We start from the raw sequence: 18402 nt of genomic DNA on the forward strand, positions 1-18402 counted from the left end.
CGGATTAACTGGGGCACCCACTTTCTCTGAGCATGTTTACAAACATGTTGCAGGGTCGGTGGGTGCCCCAGTTTTTTCAGTGGGTGCCCCTGGTTGTATGCTTGTGAGACGTTCGTGTTGACGAATGGCGATCGTTTGAGTGTGCACCTCAAGCTCGGCGCCACGCTCGTGGAAGTCCACGCCCTCACAACACTTATTTGTACGTACAACGAAGAATTGAGGAAACCTTATGGGTTCAGTAATTAAGAAGCGTCGTAAGCGCATGTCGAAGAAGAAGCACCGCAAGATGCTGAAGCGTACTCGCGTGCAGCGTCGTAAGCTGGGCAAGTAATTCTACTTGCCTTGCGCATACAATCCCGGTCATCCCGCAGCTAGTGGGGCCACCGGGATTGTTTTATTTTGACCGGTTCCGGAAACGCTTCCAGCCGAGAAGAGAAAACCCGGCCGTGACAAGCGCTGGCACGCCCCAGGTGCGCACGGCTCGGCGCATACTGCGGTAGTCGCGGACCGTCCAGCCGCGTCGTTCAGCTTCAGCCTTGAGCTGCTTGTCCGGGTTAATGGCAACGGGAGTTCCCACCATGCTCAACATCGGAATGTCGTTGATGGAATCCGAGTAGGCGGTACACTGCTCCAGATCCAGCTGCTGAATGGCCGCCAGGGCAGCCACGGCATGCTTCTTGCCGGGGCCGTGCAAAATGTCTCCGACGAGTCGGCCGGTGAACTTTCCGTCCTTCTCCTCGGCAACCGTGCCGAGAGCGCCAGTAAAGCCGAAGCGATCCGCTAGGATCTGCCCGATTTGTACCGGGGTTGCGGACACGAGCCACACCTGCTGGCCCGCAGCTAAGTGCATCTTGGCCAGCTCGATGGTGCCGGAATAGCTCTTGTCCAGCATCGAGTTGTCCACGATCTCTTCACACAGCTCGCGTAGCACAGCAACGTCTTTGCCCTTCACAAATTCCAAGGCCTGCTCGCGACCGGATTGCATGTCCTTGGCATTTTCCTTGCCACTGAACCGGTAACGCAGCTGCTTGAAGGCAATTGGGATGATTTCGCTGAGCTTAAAGTAGCGCTTCTTGGCAAGGCCTAGGGCAAACATGATCAGGGAAGAACCCTGGATGACTGTATTGTCCACGTCGAAGAAGGCTGCGGCGTGGGTGTCTTGCGGGACGTCAGGGTCCGGAAGGGTGATGTGCTGGCTTCCTGCCACGGTAAATGCACCGGTGACGGAATCGTATCCAGATTCGAATTCCTTCAGGTCAATGCCAAAGGTTTCCTCGACAGCGGCCGCTGCGGCAGCCAGTCCTGCTTCGCGCTGCGTCTCGTCGTCAATCGGCGGAATAGCCGTGTCTTCTAAGAAGCGACGAACATTTCCGCGCGAGGCGGTCCAATTAGCCAAGAAATCTTGCGGGCTAGAGGGAAAACTCTCCGATGGCACGGCCGGGTACGGTCCTTTCTCGGCGGCGGGTAACCTTATCCATGTTAGGCGGGTTGAGCCCAGTACGCCCGGCAAGAAGAAAAGAAGGAGCCAGCAGTGGCAAAGACTGTCGAGCTGATGGTGCGCGAAACCTGCGGATCATGCGAGCGCGTGGCAAAACAAATCGCCCCGGTGATCGAGGCCGCAGATGCGACGCTAGAACTCGTTGACGTTGATGCAAGCCAGGAACTCGCGCTGGAATATGGCGACCGCGTTCCTGTTGTAGTGATTGACGGTGATGAGTTCGCGTGTTGGGAAGTTGACAACGAAGAACTAGCACTCGAGCTCGCTAAGAACTGAAGAAAATACTGAAGTTGGAACCCCTCTTGGTGCATTGATAGCCCGAGGGGGTATTCTTTGGTTTGATTCAAAAGCTATCTGGAGGACTTACGTGAGTGTGCTTGTTGTGGGAATGTCCCATCGTTCTGCACCCGTCGCACTGTTAGAGCGACTCAGTATGGACGATAATGTTCAGACCCAGACAACCTCGGCGTTGGTCGAGCGGCAGTCGTTGTCCGAGGCCATGATTATTTCGACCTGTAACCGCCTTGAGGTGTACACGGTCACCAACGCTTTTCATACCGGCGTGCAAGACGTCGTCGACGTGCTGGGGGAGGTCTCCGGGGTCAGCGAGGAAGAGCTGCGCGGCTACCTTTATGTTCGCTACGCCGACGCCGCCGCCGAGCACATGATGACGGTGGCTTCTGGGTTGGATTCGATGGTGATCGGCGAACAACAGATCATCGGGCAGGTCCGCTCCTCCTACCAAGACGCACAGGCACGCGGCACCGTGGGCCCAGGCCTGCACGCACTTGCGCAAACCTCGCTTCGTGCGGGCAAGCGCGTGCACGCCGAGACAGAAATTGACGACGAGGGTGCCTCTATGGTCACCTACGCTCTGGACGAGGCTGAAGCTGCCATGGGCGTCGATGATTTCAAGGGCAAGACCGCCCTCGTTTTGGGTGCCGGCGCAATGGCCTCGCTTGCTGCGACTCACCTGGGCAAGCGCGGGATTGACAAACTGATTATTGCCAATCGCACCCGCTCCCGCGCCGAGCGCCTGGCAGAGCACGCCCGTGAGGCTGGCGTTTCCGCCGAGGTCGTGGACTTCGAGGCTCGTGCGGGTGCCCTCGGGCGCGTCGACGTGGCAGTATCCGCAACTGCCACCGACGAATTCACGATCACCGCCGACGACATTTCGGGCCCCGTGATGCTGGTTGACCTGTCCCTGCCCCGCGATATCGACGACAGTGTTACCTCCAAGCCGGGCGTCCAGCTGGTCAATATTGAGTACCTGCACGAAAAGCGCCAAGGCGGGGATGCGGAATCAGAGGCGCACCGCGGCGCAGAAGCAATTATTGAAGAAGAGCTGGCCAGCTACTCTTCGTCGCAACGCGTGCGTGACATCACCCCGGCCGTGACCCAGTTGCGTCGCTCCGCGGCCTCGCTTGTCGACGAGGAATATCGCCGACTGCAATCCAAACTGCCCCACCTCGATGAAGAAGAGCTGCGCGAAGTTGCTCGGAGCATGAAGCGAGTCGTGGACAAACTGCTGCACAAGCCGACCGTGAAGGTCAAGGAATGGGCCGCAGGCGATGGCGTGATTTCTTATGAGTCGGCGCTGCAAGAGCTCTTTGACCTGCCAGTACAGACCCCGCCTGCTGTGTCCGTGGACGCGCAGCAGCTGCCGGGACTTGATCAGCTCGACGGACAGAAGGAGAAGTAGATGCTGAAAATTGGAACCCGTGGATCGAAGCTTGCCACTACCCAGGCAGGCCACCAGCGCGACGCCATGAACGCCGCTGGATTCGAGACCGAGCTGCATATTGTCACCACTGCTGGCGACGTGAACATGGCCCCGGTCGAGCGCATCGGCGTTGGCGTGTTCACCGCGGCTCTGCGCGAGGCGCTTTTCCGCGACGAGTGCGACATTGCCGTGCACTCTTTCAAGGATCTGCCCACCGCACACGAGCCACGCACGCATTTGATTACTCCGGTCCGGGAGGATCGTCGTGAAGCGCTCATCGCCCGCGACGGACTCACCCTAGACACGCTGCCAGAGGGTGCCCGCGTGGGTACCTCTGCGCCCCGACGCATCTCGCAGCTCAAGGCGCAGCGTCCTGACCTGGACATTCGCCCACTGCGCGGCAACATTGACACGCGCATGGGCAAGGTCACCGAGGGTGAACTCGATGCAGTGGTCCTGGCCTACGCGGGCATCTCGCGCGTGGGGCTCGGCGACCGCGCCACCCAAATCTTCGACCCGACCGTGATCATGCCCGCGCCGGCACAGGGCGCGCTCGCAGTTGAGTCGCGTGTCGACGACGAACGCTCCCGCGCCGCCATCGATTCGCTTGCCGACGACTCCGTCTTCACCGCGGTCATGGCAGAACGGACCGTATTGGCCGCATTGGAAGCCGGCTGTACTGCCCCCGTTGCCTCCTACGCGGAGCTCGACGGCGACACGATTACCTTGCACGCCGGCGTGTTCTCCCTCGACGGGACAACGCAGCTGGTTGAGACGGCGCAGGGAACGGATCCAAAGAAATTGGGGCGCGATGTGGCTGATTTGCTCATTGCAAGGGGCGCAGCGCGTATCATCGGGTAACTATGGCACGCCTGAGTATTGCTGACGACCGATTGACCGTCACCCTGGATTGGTGGGAGAAGATTGTCGGTCGGCGCTCCCATCTGACTATCCCGCTGCGCTCGATTGTTTCGGCGACCTGCGTGGATGATACCCGTGAGGCCCTTGGCCAGGGCAAGCGCACCTCGGCGACCAACATCCCAAACCTGACCTATACGGGCACAATGAATCGCGATATCGACGACCGCGTGCTGGCCATCTGCCACCGACGCGGTGCGGGCATTGTCATCGAATTGAAGGACGCAACCTACTCCACGATCGTCCTGTCCACGCCGAATGCCAAGGAATATGCGGCGAAGTTGGAGAGTCTGACCTCTCATTAATTAGGCCATTAAATGGGGCACTAATTGCGGGTGCAACTCAAACCCGACCCGATGTAAAACGGGGTTAAGTCAGGAAGTAAGATAGCGCCGTTTTTTCTTTATGGGCTTCCTAAATTAAGGTGTAAATATCATACGTTGATTAAGCAGCCCTGCATCTGGTCCCTTTAGGGCCTTTTTGAAGTTTCCAGATGTTGGTCTTAATGCATCTACCTGCAAAAATGTGGGGCTGTTCAACTTTCTTAGAACCCGTAAACATGCTTGAAATTTTGGCTTGCTAGGCCAAGGCGCCCGATCATATCCGTGCGTCTTCCGGTGAGCCCGACTTAGAAAAGAACCGTCTATGACCAAGGCCCCTCAGTCGCCACAACCGGGAAGAATCATCTTTGTCGGTGCAGGCCCGGGCAACCCTGATCTCCTTACCGTCCGCGCGCGTGAAGTGCTGGCAAACAACACCTATGCGGTGGTGGATGCTGATGTGCTCGACGGAGTGCGTGCGGTTATTGGCGAAAACCTCCCGGTACCTCAGGTGAAGAAGGAAGCTGCTCGCAAAGAGTATGAGCAGATGTGCGCCGAGGCGAAGGAAGCTGGCGCGCGTCGCAAACCGCCGAAGCCCGAGGACCCTTCCGCTGCCGAGATCGAAGAGGCAGTCGAGGGAACCGCTGAAGTTGTGGAACAACTCCAGCGCGTAGTTGCGCTTTCTGCGGAGTCGATCGCGGAAGGCGAGGCCGGCGATGGCGACGTGATCCGTCTGGTCTCCGGTAACCCGTTGACCCGTGATTCTGTCATGGAGGAAATCTCGGCCATCGCAAACGCGGGCCTGGAGTTCCAGGTCGTGCCAGGCATGTCCCTGCCGTCGACCGTGCCTTCTTTTGCCGGTATTGGGTTGGGTTCTACCTACACCGAAGCCGATGTTGCTAACCAGCCGGTGGATTGGGATCAGTTGGCCCAGGCTCCGCAGCCGTTGGTGCTTCAAGCCGAGGCCGACGACCTGCCCGTGATCTCTGAGGAATTGATGGCTCGCGGGTTTGCCGCAACCACTCCCGTGTACGTGACCACCAATGGCACCACGCGCCTGCAGCGCACTTTTGATGCCACCTTGGGCACCCTGGGCAAGCTCGATGCGGATTTGCCGGGTCAGCTCGTGGTCACTTTGGGCACGGCCGTGGACGATCGCACGAAGTACTCCTGGTGGGAAAACCGTCCGCTCTACGGCTGGCGCGTTCTTGTCCCACGCTCGAAAGAGCAGGCTGCAGCCATGTCCACTCGTTTGAGCGGCTACGGCGCGATCCCACAGTCGGTGCCGACGATTTCCATGGAGCCACCGCGCAATCCGGCGCAGATGGACCGTGCCATCAAGGGCATCGTCGAAGGTCGCTACCAGTGGGTCGTATTTACATCAGTTAATGCAGTGAATGCTGTCTGGGACAAATTCGAGGAGTCCGGCCTTGATGCCCGCTCCTTTGCCGGTGTGCACCTAGCTGCCGTGGGGACGAAGACCGCCGATGCGATTCGCGCGAAAGGCATGACCCCGGAGCTTGTCCCGCACCGCAAGAAGCAAAACGCAGCAGGTCTTGTCGAGGTCTTCCCTGAATACGTCGAGGACATCGACCCAGTCTCGCGCGTGCTTTTGCCTCGCGCGGATCTGGGCACCGACGTGCTTGTCGAAGGCCTGCATGACCTGGGCTGGGAAGTCGACGACGTGGTGGCCTACCGCACCGTGCGCGCCGCTCCACCCGCACCTGAGGTGCGCGACATGATCAAGTCGGGCGGCTTCGACGCCGTATGCTTCACCTCGGCATCGACGGTGAAAAACCTCGTCGGCATCGCAGGTAAACCGCACCAGCGCACGATCATCGCCTGCATCGGGCCAATGACGGCAGCAGAAGCCAGGGAGCAAGGTTTGCGCGTCGACGTCGTGCCCGAGGTCGCCGATGTCCCATCGCTTGTCGACGCACTGGCCGACCACGTAGCCACCCTGCGTGCAGCAGGGCAGTTGCCGCCTCCACGCAAGAAGCGTCGTGCACGTCGCAAGAGCGTGGAAAGCGCCTAAGGGAACCTTGCTGGGGAAACACGTGGCGGTAGGATAGATCTCCGTGAGCACTTTTGATTTCCCCCGCCGTCCCCGTCGCCTACGCCAGAACCCCGCAATGCGCGAGTTGGTTGCTGAAACCCGCCTTCACCCGGCGGATTTCATTTTGCCAATGTTCGTTGCAGACGGGATCGATGAGAAGAAGGAAATCTCGTCGATGCCTGGCGTGTACCAGCACACCTCGGATTCTTTGGTGCGTGCTGTCGAAGAGGCCGCTAATGCCGGAATTAAAAGCATTGACCTCTTCGGCGTCCCACTCGATGAGGACAAGGATGCCCAGGGTTCGGTTTCTTGGGATCCAGAGGGTGTGTTGAACCGTAACCTCACCCGCCTGCGCGAAGAATTCGGAAACGACGTCCTCATCATGGCCGATACCTGCCTGGATGAGTTCACCGATCACGGGCACTGCGGGATCTTGTCCACAGATCGCTACGGCAATTCGGTAGTTGATAATGATGGCACCGTTGAGTTGTACCAGCGCATGGCAGTAGCCCAGGCCGAGGCCGGCGCACATATTGTCAGCCCCTCGGGCATGATGGACGGCCAGATCGAGGCCATCCGCCAAGCCCTGGACGACAATGGTTTCCAAGACGTGGCCATCATGGCTTACTCCGCGAAGTACGCCTCCGCATTCTTCGGTCCCTTCCGCGAGGCCGTGGGTTCCTCGCTGCAGGGCGATCGCCGCACCTACCAGCAGGATCCCGCCAACGTGCGCGAGTCCTTGCTTGAGGTGCAGATGGATATCGACGAGGGCGCGGACTTCGTCATGGTCAAGCCTGCCATGCCATACCTGGATGTGTTGACGAAGGTTGCCGAAATGTCGCCAGTGCCCGTTGCTGCCTACCAAGTCTCGGGCGAATACGCGATGATTCAGGCCGCCGGCCGCAATGGCTGGGTGGATTTGAATGCGGTGATGTTGGAGTCGCTGACCTCAATCAAGCGCGCCGGAGCAAACCAGATCTTGACCTATTTCGCCGTCGATGCAGCTAAGGCACTTGCGTAATGGAAGTTTCCCCCCAATCGGCACCACCCCAAACACAACAGCCGCCACCTTCGAAGCAGGAGCCCGCGAAGAAGAAGCGTGAGATGCCGGAAACCGTCCGCGCGGTGGTTCTCGTCTGGGCGGTTGCCATAGGCGGCGAGCTGATCCACCAGCTGATCAGTATTATTTCCAGCATTGTGGATCCGACCGCCCTGCGCCAAGCCGCAAGCGATACTGCAAATCAGAGCGCACAAGATGGTGCGGCGATCCCTGACTCGGTAGTGAATATGTCGGTGTACCTCTCCATCTTCATGATGGCCTTGGTCACACTTGCCATTGTCGGTCTATTGGCGTGGATGCTGATCCTCTTCGCCCGCAGACACAAGTGGGCGGGCTATGCCCGGCGCCTGCTCTACCTCTTCTCCTTCTTCTTCGCCTTCCGCCTACTGCTGGTATTTTTGACCACCTCGGTGGCCTCCGATGTTCCTGTGTGGTTGGTGGCTATCGATGGGGTAGTGCAGATTGCAGTTGCCGTCGCAGCTATTTGTGGCATCATACTTGCGGGACGCGATGAAGTTCTGAAGTGGACTGGCGAAGACGAAGACTTGAAAAAGCTCCTGAAAGCCCGCGAAGAAAAAGATAAGTACAAGAACGATAAATCAGGAAAGAGCAATTAATGCCGTCGATGTTTCCTTCGTTTAGTGCCCACCCGGACGACCGAAATCGGCGATATGAGGAACCTAAGGTCGGCGATGACTGGCCGAGGGCCCTGCAAATTGGTTTCTGGCTGATCGTTGTAGGCGCCATCCTCATGGTGCTTAGCGCGCTGCTGATGATCTCTGCTGGTTTCCCCGGCGATCCGGCCGATACCGAGATGCGCGATGCCTACATGCGCAACATGTGGTTCCTGTCGGTTTTCAACATCGTCGCTGCCCTGATCATGGGCGGTGCCGCTCCGTATCTGCGTCAAGGCTCAAAGAAGGCACGCCGGATCCTCGCTGTGTGTATCGCCTTGGCGTGTTTCTTCAACGTGGCGGGCTTTGCCCTGCGTGTGGGTGGCCTTGTCATGATGGTAATCGTAGTAATTTTGGCTTTTGCTGCGCTTTTTATTTTCCGCCCGACTTCGAACGCGTATATTTCTGCTAAGAGCAATAATTATTAGCAGGTTTTCTCAGGGCAACAGGAAGGGCACGATCGAATTGTGACTGCTCCCCAACAAGATAAAGCAGCAGAGGCCATTGATTCGGCCGTGGATGCAGCGCGCCAAGCTGGCGTAGACATCGACGAAACGTCGGCGTATTCGCAACAGATCGAGAATCGGCCCAAGGTGTCGTATTCATTCGATCTGGAAAATCTGCCCGATGCGCCTGACGTCGGAGAGATTGAAAGCGCACTCGAGGCACTTCCCGGCGTTCGCGCGCGCTTGGTCTACCCCGATAAGAAGGTGTGGGTGACGGCTCCCGACATTACCGATCCCTCAGAGATCGTTCGCGTCATCGAGCAGTTCGGCGTGACGGCAACGATGACGGAGACGTCGCTGCGGCGTCGCATCGCAGGGTTAAGGATGCCGGAGTCAGTTGCTTATCGACGATACGCGCGTGGATCCTCGGGTGTGTCCCCAACATTGCGTCGACACCAAAATGAAGAAGCAAAAGCTCTTGATAGTGCACGCTCAGCCGGCTTCTTAAAGGAATCGGCAAACCAGTCTCGTCGGGATACCCAGGGCAGCGACGTGCTGTATACCGCCCGCACTCTGGTCACACCTCTGCGCCTCATTGTGGCACTGGTGTTTTCCATCCCGGTAGTTTTGATGTCCTATTTCCGTGATCTCCAGTTCCCTGGCTGGCAGTGGGTTGCACTGGCTGCGGCGACACCGGTGGTGCTGTGGTGCGCGTGGCCTTTTCACCGCGCCCTTGTCGGCGGTGTCCGCAGAGGGTTGACGGCGCTCGACGGTGCGAGTTCGCTTGCCATTCTCGTCTCTTATGCCTGGTCAATCGCGTTGCTCGTGGCCACGCCTGCGGGCGAAATCGGGTGGACCTCCTCGCCGAAGTGGTTGGCCTTTAACCACAGCACACTGGCAGACGGCGAGCTCTTCCTCGATGTCGCCTGCGGCATGACAGTCCTGCTGCTCGCAGGCAGGCTGTGGACTATGCGTGCGCGCCCCAGCTTCGTCGAAGAGATGGACAAGCAACGCGTCGATCCTGCCACGTTGGTCAAGGTCAGCAAGAGGAATCGTTCAACGGGTGCGATCACCCAGTCCAAAGTTCCTTTGGCTGAGGTGAACCGTGGCGATGATATTGCGTTGAAATCCGGCGACATCATCCCGGTGGATGGGCGTGTGATGGGTGGATCCTGCACGTTGGACCCGGGAATCGTCGATACGCAAGAAGACACCAAGGTGAAAGTCGGCGCGCAGGTCTATGCCGGAGCCCAGATTATCTCGGGAAAAATCAAGGTCCGCGTGGAACGCACGGGGCACCGCACCCGTCTGGCGGCGATTAGGCGCTGGGTACTTGAGGCCGCTGAGCATCAAAATCATGCCACCTTCCTGTCCACGCGCACGGCGTCGTGGCTGATCCCGGTGGCGATTGCGTTGGCGATCGTCGACTTCATTGCGTGGGTGGCGCTGACTAATAATTTCAACGCCGCTATGGCTACGGCACTGGCGGTTCTGGCCTCAGTCGCGCCGACCGCGCTTGCACTGTCGCCTTCTCTGGCGGTGCGCCTGGGACTGGAAGCGGCGGCGCGCAACGGCATCATGGTGCGCGATGGCTCGACGCTGCGCCGCCTCGATCGGGTAGACACGGTGATCTTCAACCGCGTGGGCACCTTGGTGGAGCCGGGCATGTACGTGGAATCGGTGACTGCCGAGCGTGGCGAAAACCCCGATATGGTGCTCCGCGTTGCTGGTGCGCTCTCGATGGAATCAGACCACCCCGTCTCCCAAGCCCTGGTGCGCGCAGCGCGGGAAGCCCGCGACAATGCCTCCGACGACACGGAAATCCCGCACTGGATCGATGTCTCTCACTTCGAGTCCGCACCTGATGGCAGCTATAAGGCCCGCATTGACATCACCACGAAGGATGACCGCGGGGAAACCCAGGTACACCAGGTTGAGGCCATGCTGTGGCGCCCGACCAACCTGTCCCGGCTGCGCGGACGCCTCGCCGCTGCCGCGACCTCCGGCGGAACCCCGATCGTGGTGCGCTGGAAGGGCAAGGACCGAGGCGTAATCACCCTCTACGACCCAGTCAAGGACGATGCCGGAGATTCCATCGATCGCCTCGAGGAAATGGGCATTGAAACGGTGATGCTCTCGCGCGATATTTATCCGGTTGCGCGTCGCTTCGCCGACCACCTTGGCATTTCCACGGTGCTCGCGGGCATTGAGCCCAACGACAAACCTGGAGCAGTGCGCTCCGTGCATACCCAAGGCGGGTGCGTGGCCACCGTCGGCGACAAGTCTGTCATCTCTTCACTGCGCGCTTCCGACGTCGGCATACTCGTCGGCGCCGGGGAGAACCTTGACCTCGGTCGCGATATGCGACGTGAGCTTTCGGTTGTCGTGCTTCGCGACGACGTCTCGGCCATCCCCGAACTCATCGAACAGGCCCGCAGGGTGTGTTCGGTCATCGACCGCAACATCGTCTTCTCCTGGATTTACAACCTCAGCGTCATGGTCGTGGCTGTCTCGGGTGTGCTGCACCCCATGGCCGCGACCGTGCTGATGCTCGGTGCCTCACTGTTTGTCGAGGCACGATCTGTATCTGTGAAGAAATTCCCGCGCGACTAAATGCTCTCCATCGTGTTGTGGGGGCTTGCTGCCCTCTGCGTAGTACTCGCGCTTGCCCCTGGTCTTTTAAGCACCGTGCCGGGATTCGCGCATGTGTTGGCGTTCCCGCACCTTGTCGGCATTTTGCTGATCGTCGTTGGCGTGCTGATCGCCTGGAAATCGCGCCGGTTGCGCGTGCCTGCCACGGCGGTCTCGGTTGCTGCAGCGCTGCTGGTGATCTTCCCGCACGCCTCGCCACTTGCACCGGTTCCCGTCGCGACAACTTCTGCAAGTGCTGCAAACCAACACCTTTCGCTAGTTACCTACAACTCCAAGGAGACCTTTACAGCGGCCGACTTCAAGAAGCTGCATGCGCGTTTCCATCCCGATGTGTTTGTGTTGCCCGAGACAGATCTGAAGCGCGCCGAGATTGCTTTCCGTGGCTCGAATTATCGGCTATTTACTTCTGAGGAGGGCAACACAACGGTGGCAGTGGCGTCGTCGATAAGCAACTATGCGCAGGGCACAGCTCCTGATATCACCTTCGGTGCCGTCGCGATTGAGCATGAGGGCCTGCCGAAGATTGTTGGCCTGCATTCGGCGCCTCCCACTCCTGGGCTGATGAATCAGTGGGAGGGCGACCTTGCGCGGGTGGGGGAGTTCGACGGTGCCGAGAATGTGATTGTGGCCGGTGATTTCAATGCGACGCTGCGCCACGGGGTGCTGGCCGAGCGTGAACAACTCGTGGATGCATTTCAGCAGTGTGGAAAACAGGGTGGAAAACAGGCAGGCACGTGGCCCGCGGCGGTACCGGGGTGGATGCGCACGCAGATTGATCATGTTTTTGTCTCCCCTGAGATGCAGGTTTCCAAGTGTGATGCTGTGAAAATTGGGCGCTCGGATCACGTAGCGCTCGCGGTCACGGTGACTCTTCCTTCGGCTGAGGAGGCCGGTTATTAGGGCTAGAATTGCCACCATGGCTAACAAATACCTGGATTCCGTGATCCCAGTTCTGGCAGTAAATAAGCTCAGCGACGTCCACGATTTTTATAAGTCCCTCTTTGGCGAAACCGATATTGAGCCCGCGGAAGGCGTCGCGGAGTGGGAAATCACGGAAGGGCACTACATTCAGGTGGCCGAGATTCTCGAGCGCGCCGGGACGAATGCGGTGCTGTTCGGCTGCACTGACATCGACGCTTTTGTTGCCGAGCTGCGCGACAAGGGCGTAGAGGTAAGCGACCCGGTGGACTACGGAGTGGTCAAGGTTGCGGTGACCACCGACCCTGCCGGAAACGAGTTGCAGTTCGCTGAAGAGGTTGAAGAATAGGGGCGCGGTTTCCTAATCTCAAACTTTTGAACCACAATGGTGAACATGAATCGACGCGACCTGAATAACGCACCTCTGCTTGAGGCCGCCCATGGCCGGACTCCCTCCCGTACCCCTGTCTGGTTTATGCGCCAGGCGGGCCGTTCGCTGCCTGAATATAAAAGGGTTCGCGAGGGCATCTCCATGCTGGACTCCTGCTTTATGCCGGAGCTGCTGGCTGAAATTACGATGCAGCCTGTGCGTCGCCACGATGTGGATGCCGCGATCTTGTTCTCTGACATTGTGGTTCCGCTGCGCGCCGCAGGTGTCGGCGTGGAAATCGTGCCTGGCCGCGGACCTGTGATGGATCGGGCCATCACCACGCGCGCTGACGTGGATGCGCTGCCGATCTTGGACCACGAGGTCACCGAGATCTCCCAAGGCATCGAGATTATTCTTAGCGAGCTTACCGACGCCCAGGCCCTGATCGGTTTCGTGGGCGCACCGTTTACCCTGGCCAGCTACCTAGTCGAGGGCGGGCCTTCGAAGAACCACGAGAAAACCAAGGCCATGATGCATGCCGAGCCAGAAACGTGGCACGCACTGATGCAACGCTTGGTTCCAACCATTGTGACCTTCTTGCGCACCCAGGTCGAGGCCGGCATCGACGCGATGCAGCTCTTTGATTCCTGGGCGGGCTTCCTCACCGAGCGCGACTACCGCGAGCACGTGCTGCCTTATTCCGTGGAAATCCTCGAATCGGTGGCAGGCGAGATCCCTCGCATTCACTTCGGCGTGGCCACAGGTGAAATCCTCGGCGCGATGAGCGACGCAGGCAGCGAGGTCATGGGCGTGGATTGGCGTGTGCCACTGGATCAGGCCGCCACCCGTTTCTCCAGCCCGCGCGTGCTCCAGGGCAACCTCGACCCAGCGATGCTCTTCGCTGGCACCGATGTCGTGCGCTCCGAGGTCGAGCGCATCAAGTCCGAGGCGCAGTCCGCCATCGCCGCAGGTACGGCCACCGGCCACATCTTCAACTTGGGTCACGGCGTATTGCCGAATACTGACCCGGATGCGATTACCGAAGCGGTGCGCATCATTCACGAAAGCTAATTAGAGAGTCAGGTACTAATTCATGAACTTTGCCATCATCGGCGCCGGCCTTGCAGGATTGACCAGTGCGTATGAGATCCGCAAGCAGCACGCGGACGCCACCATCGATGTCTACGAGGCCACCGACCGCATTGGTGGCAAACTTTTCACCGTCGCCTTCGAGGCCGGCCCCACGGACATGGGCGCCGAAGCCTTTCTGTACCGCCGCAAAGATGCCGTGGAGTTCTTCGATGAGCTCGGCTTGAAAGACCAGATCGTCTTCCCCTCGGGCTTGAAATCCCTGGTCTACACAGGCGGCCAGACTCAACCCCTGCCCGCCGGTGGCGTCATGGGCATCCCAGCGTCCTCGGAGCCACTCGCGCACCTTATTAGCACAGAGACAGCAGCGCGTATCGACGACGAAGCCAACCAGCCAGGCATCGACTGGCCAGTAGGGGGCGATCTCAATGTCGGGGCACTCGTTCGCGAACGCCTCGGCGATGAGGTGGCTGACCACGTGGTCTCCGCCCTGTTGGGTGGGGTGTATTCCTGCACCGCCGACGATCTGGGCGTGCGCGCGACCATGCCCGCTTTGGCCGAGGAACTCGACCGACTGGTCGAAGCAGGGGAGCCGGCCACCCTCACCGGCGCCGTGCGCAACCTCACTGCAGACAAGGAAAAGTCCGACGAGCCAGTCTTCGGTACTTTCCGCGGTGGTTACGCCGAGCTCTACGAAACCCTGGCTGAAAAGTCCGGCGCCGACATCTATGTTGATGCCTTTGTTTCCGGTATTGAGAAGACTGACGCGGGCTATAAAATCACCGGCGGCCAAGACACCATCTATGACCGCGTGCTCATTGCCACCCCAGCACCTACTACAGCGCTGTTGTTGAAGAAGGTCGCGCCGGAGGCCTCCGAGACGTTGAAGGCAGTCAAGCTGGCGGATTCGGCACTCGTCGGTATGCGCTTTGAATCGGCCGAAGGTTTACCGGATAACTCTGGCGTGCTGGTTGCTGCGGATGAACCCAATGTTCATGCGAAGGCGTTCACCTTCTCGTCGAAGAAGTGGCCACATATCGGTGAGCGCGGTGGTGCACTGGTGCGCGCCAGCTTTGGTCGCTTCGGCGATAACACCGCGCTGCGCGCCAGCGAGGACGACCTTGTGGATTGGGCACTCGACGATCTGCACAAGATCACGGGTTTTGACGGACGTGAGGCAGGCCTTGAAGAAATCTACGTGCAGCGCTGGTTCGGCGGACTGCCCCGCTTCAACGAGACACACCTGGCCACTGTTGCGCAGGTTCGTGACCACCTAGCCGACGTGCCGGGCATTGACGTCACCGGCGCGTGGGCAGGCGGCGTGGGCGTTCCTGCCGTGATTGCGGATGCCAAGTCCGCTGCTGCGCGCATTTCCGAGTAAGTTGAGTGGGCATGGCAGAAAACCGCGAACCGCAGGACGAGATTCCCGCAGAAGATACTGCAGAGGATACCGCCGAGGCTCAAGCTGAAAATCAAGCTGAGAACGAGCCCGAATGGTGGGAAGAACCGGGCATGCCATGGAACAAAAAGCCTGGCAGGGCGGACTACTGGTGTCTCGGATGGATCGGCTTTATCGGTTTGTTCGGCATGGCCATGATCCCGCTGCGCGCGTGGCTGTTGGGCTTGGACCCACAGGTCATGCTGGCGTTGACCGGTTCGCGCATCGGTGCAGCCTCCACGGGCGCACTCGCTGCGGTTGGTGAAGCACCTAACTGGATCTGGTACTTACTTATCGGCTCGCTGGTGGCCATCAAGTTCGACTGGGTCTATTGGTGGGCGGGCAAGCTCTGGGGCCGCGGAATGCTGGATGTGTATGCGGAGCAATCGCCACGCACGCACCGCAATATCCAGCGTGTTGAGCGCTGGACCTCAAAACTCGGTTGGGTGGGAATCTTCCTGGCGTATGTTCCAATCCCGCTGCCGATTGCGCTGGTGGTCTTCGTCATGAGTGGCGCAACCGGTATGGGCGTGCGCAAGTTCATGGTGTTGAACTTCATCTCGAAAACTATCTGGTCGCTGGGCTATTTCGCCTTGGGCTACGCCATCGGCGAGCCGGTTGTGTTCGTCCTTGAGCAGTACCAAAAGGTGGCCAACTGGATTGCTATCGCCTTGGTCGTGTTCATTTTCGTTTCGGTGTTCTTCAAACAAGCGAAGAACGACAGGGACGCGAAGCAGGAAGAGCAGCAGCAGGAAAAGTAAGCGGTAGGTCGTCGTAAAGCGAATCTTGTGTACAATACTTACCGAACACCGTAGACCTTTCGGTGTGTCGGACGAGGGAGCCGTACCCGACCGCGCGACAAGACGGCCAGAAAGGTCCCATGAATTGGGTAATTCTGATCGGTTCCGGGCTCTTCGAGGCAGCGTGGGCAAACGCGCTGGGTCGCTCGGAGGGGTTCACTAAACTCTGGCCCACCATCATTTTCTTTGTCACCCTGGTGATCTCCATGGGTGGGCTGGCTTGGGCCATGAAAACCATTCCTGTGGGCACTGCCTACGCGGTGTGGGCAGGCGTTGGAGCAACAGCCACGGTAATTATCTCCATGGCTACTGGCCAAGAATCGGCAACGGTGCTCAAGGTGGTCTTCTTGGCCATGATTATCGGCGGCATCGTCGGGCTGAAGATGGTTGCCTAAGTTGCTTGCCTAGTGGCTAATTCTGTGGGTTTACTGCCGGAGTTGTGAGTCACAGTCGGTGGGCTGTGAGTCCGTCGATGTGAACCTCTACAATGGAGCGCATGACTGCCCGAAAACTGACGTCGCAAAACACCCAGAAATCACAAGCACTCTTCCAAAAAGCAGTGCAAGTAACCCCGGGTGGTGTGAACTCCCCAGTAAGGGCCTTCGGCTCCGTGGGCGGGCACGCGCGTTTTATTGAATCCGCCAAGGGTTCCCAGCTGGTCGACGTAGATGGAAACACCTACGTTGACCTGGTAAATTCCTGGGGTCCCATGATCCACGGAAATGCCCACCCCGAAATACTGGCCGCTGTGGAAGCTGCCGCGAAGAAGGGGTTGTCTTTCGGTGCGCCGACTGAGGCAGAGATTGATCTGGCCCAGGCCATCATTGACCGCACCAGCGTGGAGGAAGTTCGCCTGGTCAACTCGGGCACCGAGGCCACCATGTCGGCCGTGCGCCTGGCCCGCGGGTTCACCGGCCGGGCAAAGCTGTTGAAGTTTGAGGGCTGCTACCACGGCCACGTGGATGCGCTCCTGGCTTCGGCGGGCTCGGGCGTGGCCACGTTCGCGCTGCCAGATTCCCCGGGTGTGACCGGCGCGCAGGCCGCAGATACCATCGTGGTTCCTTATAACGACCTTGACGCAGTACGTGCCGCTTTCGCAGAGCACCCCGGGGAAATCGCAGCCATCATCACCGAGGGCGCCGCGGGCAACATGGGCACCGTGGCCCCCGAGCCAGGATTTAACGCAGCGCTGAAGGAAATCGCCCACGCAGACGGCGCACTGTTGGTCATCGACGAGGTCATGACCGGTTTCCGCACCTCTTACTCTGGTTGGTACGGCGTGGACGAAGTTGCAGGCGATCTGACCACCTTCGGCAAAGTCGTTTCCGGTGGCCTTCCCGCGGCGGCCTTTGGTGGCCGCGCCGACATCATGAACCACCTCGCGCCGAATGGTCCCGTGTACCAAGCGGGCACGCTCTCGGGTAACCCGGTGGCCATGGCCGCGGGCCTTGCTTCGCTGCGCCTGGCCAGCCCGGATATCTACGCAATCCTGACCGCTAACGCCGACATGCTGGGTAAGTTGATCACCGAGGCACTGGATCGCGAAGGCGTGGCGCACCACATCCAGCGTGCGTCGACCATGCTGTCGGTGCGTTTCGCAGAAGGGGAGGGGCGCAACTTCGCCGATATGCAGGCAGCAGACACCTTCCGCTTCGCACCGTTCTTCCACGCCCTGTTGGACCACGGCGTCTACGCCCCACCAAGTGCTTTCGAGACCTGGTTTGTCTCCACGGCGCTGACCGACGCGGACTATGAGCGCATCGAGGCAGCCCTGAAACCTGCCGCCCAAGCCGCTGCGGCAGCCACACCACAAGGGGAATAATCAAACCAATGACCACCACAATTGTCCACCTTGTGCGCCACGGTGAAGTGCATAACCCGAAGAAGATCCTCTATGGACGCCTGCCGGGCTACCACCTCTCGTCGCGAGGCAAATCCATGGCCGCGGCCACCGCGAAATCCTTTACTGGCCACGACGTGACCCACCTTGTTGCCAGCCCAATGGAGCGCGCACAGGAAACGGCGCAGCCCTTCGCCGAGGTCACGGGCCTGGAGATTGGCACTGACCACGACCTGATCGAATCAGGCAACCAATTCGAGGGCCTGCGCACCAAGGGATGGCGTTCCCAGCTGCTCAACCCGATCCGCTGGCGCCTGATGAAGGACCCTTCAATTCCTTCTTGGGGCGAGCCTTATGACGACGTCCTCGCACGTATGATGGACGCCATCGAGCGCGCGCGCCTGAGTGCGGAGGGCCATGAGGCGATTTTGGTCTCGCACCAGTTGCCCATTGTCATGGTGCAGCGTGCGATCGTCGAAAAGCCTTTGCCACATAATCCACTGGACCGGCAGTGCGACCTTGCGAGTGTGACTTCTTTGCTCTTTCGTGATGAAATATTGACAGATTCTTTCTATTCAACCCCGGCTCGAGAAATTTGAG

Annotated in this window: 19 protein-coding genes; 18 read left to right on the forward strand and 1 reads right to left on the reverse strand. The window is 59.5% G+C overall.

What is annotated here, in order from left to right:
• Positions 1-229: 229 nt before the first annotated feature.
• Positions 230-331 carry a 30S ribosomal protein bS22 gene (locus tag ACXZ66_RS02320; RefSeq protein WP_012359487.1) on the forward strand — a complete coding sequence of 34 codons (102 nt, stop codon included), beginning with the start codon at positions 230-232 and terminating at the stop codon, positions 329-331.
• A gap of 63 nt (positions 332-394) precedes the next feature.
• Here the strand turns inward: ACXZ66_RS02320 and ACXZ66_RS02325 are convergent, their stop codons facing one another.
• Positions 395-1435, reverse strand: coding sequence for an HAD family hydrolase (locus ACXZ66_RS02325; RefSeq protein WP_458750219.1), 1041 nt, complete (start codon positions 1433-1435; stop codon positions 395-397).
• Between the two features lie 117 nt (positions 1436-1552).
• Between ACXZ66_RS02325 and ACXZ66_RS02330 the strand changes: the two genes are divergently transcribed.
• From ACXZ66_RS02330 to ACXZ66_RS02410, 17 genes are all read left to right on the forward strand, one after another.
• Entirely contained in the window at positions 1553-1774 is a 222-nt protein-coding gene (locus ACXZ66_RS02330) for a glutaredoxin family protein (protein WP_458751239.1), read from the forward strand.
• Between the two features lie 97 nt (positions 1775-1871).
• Positions 1872-3200, forward strand: a complete 1329-nt coding sequence (locus ACXZ66_RS02335; protein WP_458751240.1) for a glutamyl-tRNA reductase — start codon at positions 1872-1874, stop codon at positions 3198-3200.
• Positions 3201-4082 (forward strand): hydroxymethylbilane synthase, encoded by an 882-nt coding sequence (gene hemC / locus ACXZ66_RS02340; protein WP_458750220.1) that lies wholly within the window; start codon positions 3201-3203, stop codon positions 4080-4082.
• Positions 4083-4084: 2 nt separating this feature from the next.
• On the forward strand, positions 4085-4444 hold the full coding sequence (locus ACXZ66_RS02345) for a hypothetical protein (protein WP_458750222.1): 360 nt from the start codon (positions 4085-4087) through the stop codon (positions 4442-4444).
• A gap of 340 nt (positions 4445-4784) precedes the next feature.
• Positions 4785-6494 carry a bifunctional uroporphyrinogen-III C-methyltransferase/uroporphyrinogen-III synthase gene (locus ACXZ66_RS02350; protein WP_458750223.1) on the forward strand — a complete coding sequence of 570 codons (1710 nt, stop codon included), beginning with the start codon at positions 4785-4787 and terminating at the stop codon, positions 6492-6494.
• 43 nt (positions 6495-6537) lie between these two features.
• A complete protein-coding gene (hemB, locus tag ACXZ66_RS02355) occupies positions 6538-7536 on the forward strand; it encodes a porphobilinogen synthase (protein WP_458750224.1) in 999 nt (332 codons plus the stop codon).
• Positions 7536-8192: a hypothetical protein gene (locus ACXZ66_RS02360; protein ID WP_458750225.1), complete on the forward strand. Its 657-nt coding sequence runs from the start codon at positions 7536-7538 to the stop codon at positions 8190-8192. Before hemB ends, ACXZ66_RS02360 begins: the two co-directional genes overlap by 1 nt.
• Positions 8192-8677 carry a hypothetical protein gene (locus ACXZ66_RS02365; protein ID WP_458750226.1) on the forward strand — a complete coding sequence of 162 codons (486 nt, stop codon included), beginning with the start codon at positions 8192-8194 and terminating at the stop codon, positions 8675-8677. Before ACXZ66_RS02360 ends, ACXZ66_RS02365 begins: the two co-directional genes overlap by 1 nt.
• A 39-nt stretch (positions 8678-8716) precedes the next feature.
• Positions 8717-11308 (forward strand): heavy metal translocating P-type ATPase, encoded by a 2592-nt coding sequence (locus ACXZ66_RS02370; RefSeq protein WP_458750228.1) that lies wholly within the window; start codon positions 8717-8719, stop codon positions 11306-11308.
• The gene (locus tag ACXZ66_RS02375; protein WP_458750230.1) at positions 11309-12247 is read left to right on the forward strand and encodes an endonuclease/exonuclease/phosphatase family protein; all 939 of its coding nucleotides are present in this window, start codon (positions 11309-11311) and stop codon (positions 12245-12247) included. It abuts the gene before it with no gap.
• A gap of 16 nt (positions 12248-12263) precedes the next feature.
• Entirely contained in the window at positions 12264-12614 is a 351-nt protein-coding gene (locus ACXZ66_RS02380; protein WP_458750231.1) for a VOC family protein, read from the forward strand.
• Positions 12615-12659: 45 nt separating this feature from the next.
• Entirely contained in the window at positions 12660-13706 is a 1047-nt protein-coding gene (hemE, locus tag ACXZ66_RS02385) for a uroporphyrinogen decarboxylase (RefSeq protein WP_458750232.1), read from the forward strand.
• Between the two features lie 22 nt (positions 13707-13728).
• Entirely contained in the window at positions 13729-15105 is a 1377-nt protein-coding gene (locus ACXZ66_RS02390; protein ID WP_458750233.1) for a protoporphyrinogen oxidase, read from the forward strand.
• 11 nt (positions 15106-15116) lie between these two features.
• Positions 15117-15923, forward strand: coding sequence for a DedA family protein (locus ACXZ66_RS02395; RefSeq protein ID WP_458750235.1), 807 nt, complete (start codon positions 15117-15119; stop codon positions 15921-15923).
• Between the two features lie 119 nt (positions 15924-16042).
• Complete coding sequence (locus ACXZ66_RS02400) at positions 16043-16357, forward strand: DMT family transporter (RefSeq protein WP_458750236.1); 315 nt, start codon at positions 16043-16045, stop codon at positions 16355-16357.
• A 101-nt stretch (positions 16358-16458) separates the two neighbouring features.
• Positions 16459-17784: a glutamate-1-semialdehyde 2,1-aminomutase gene (gene hemL / locus ACXZ66_RS02405; protein WP_458750237.1), complete on the forward strand. Its 1326-nt coding sequence runs from the start codon at positions 16459-16461 to the stop codon at positions 17782-17784.
• Positions 17785-17792: 8 nt separating this feature from the next.
• Positions 17793-18401, forward strand: a complete 609-nt coding sequence (locus tag ACXZ66_RS02410; RefSeq protein ID WP_458750238.1) for a histidine phosphatase family protein — start codon at positions 17793-17795, stop codon at positions 18399-18401.
• Position 18402: the final 1 nt, after the last annotated feature.

This window comes from Corynebacterium sp. S7, assembly GCF_054401105.1.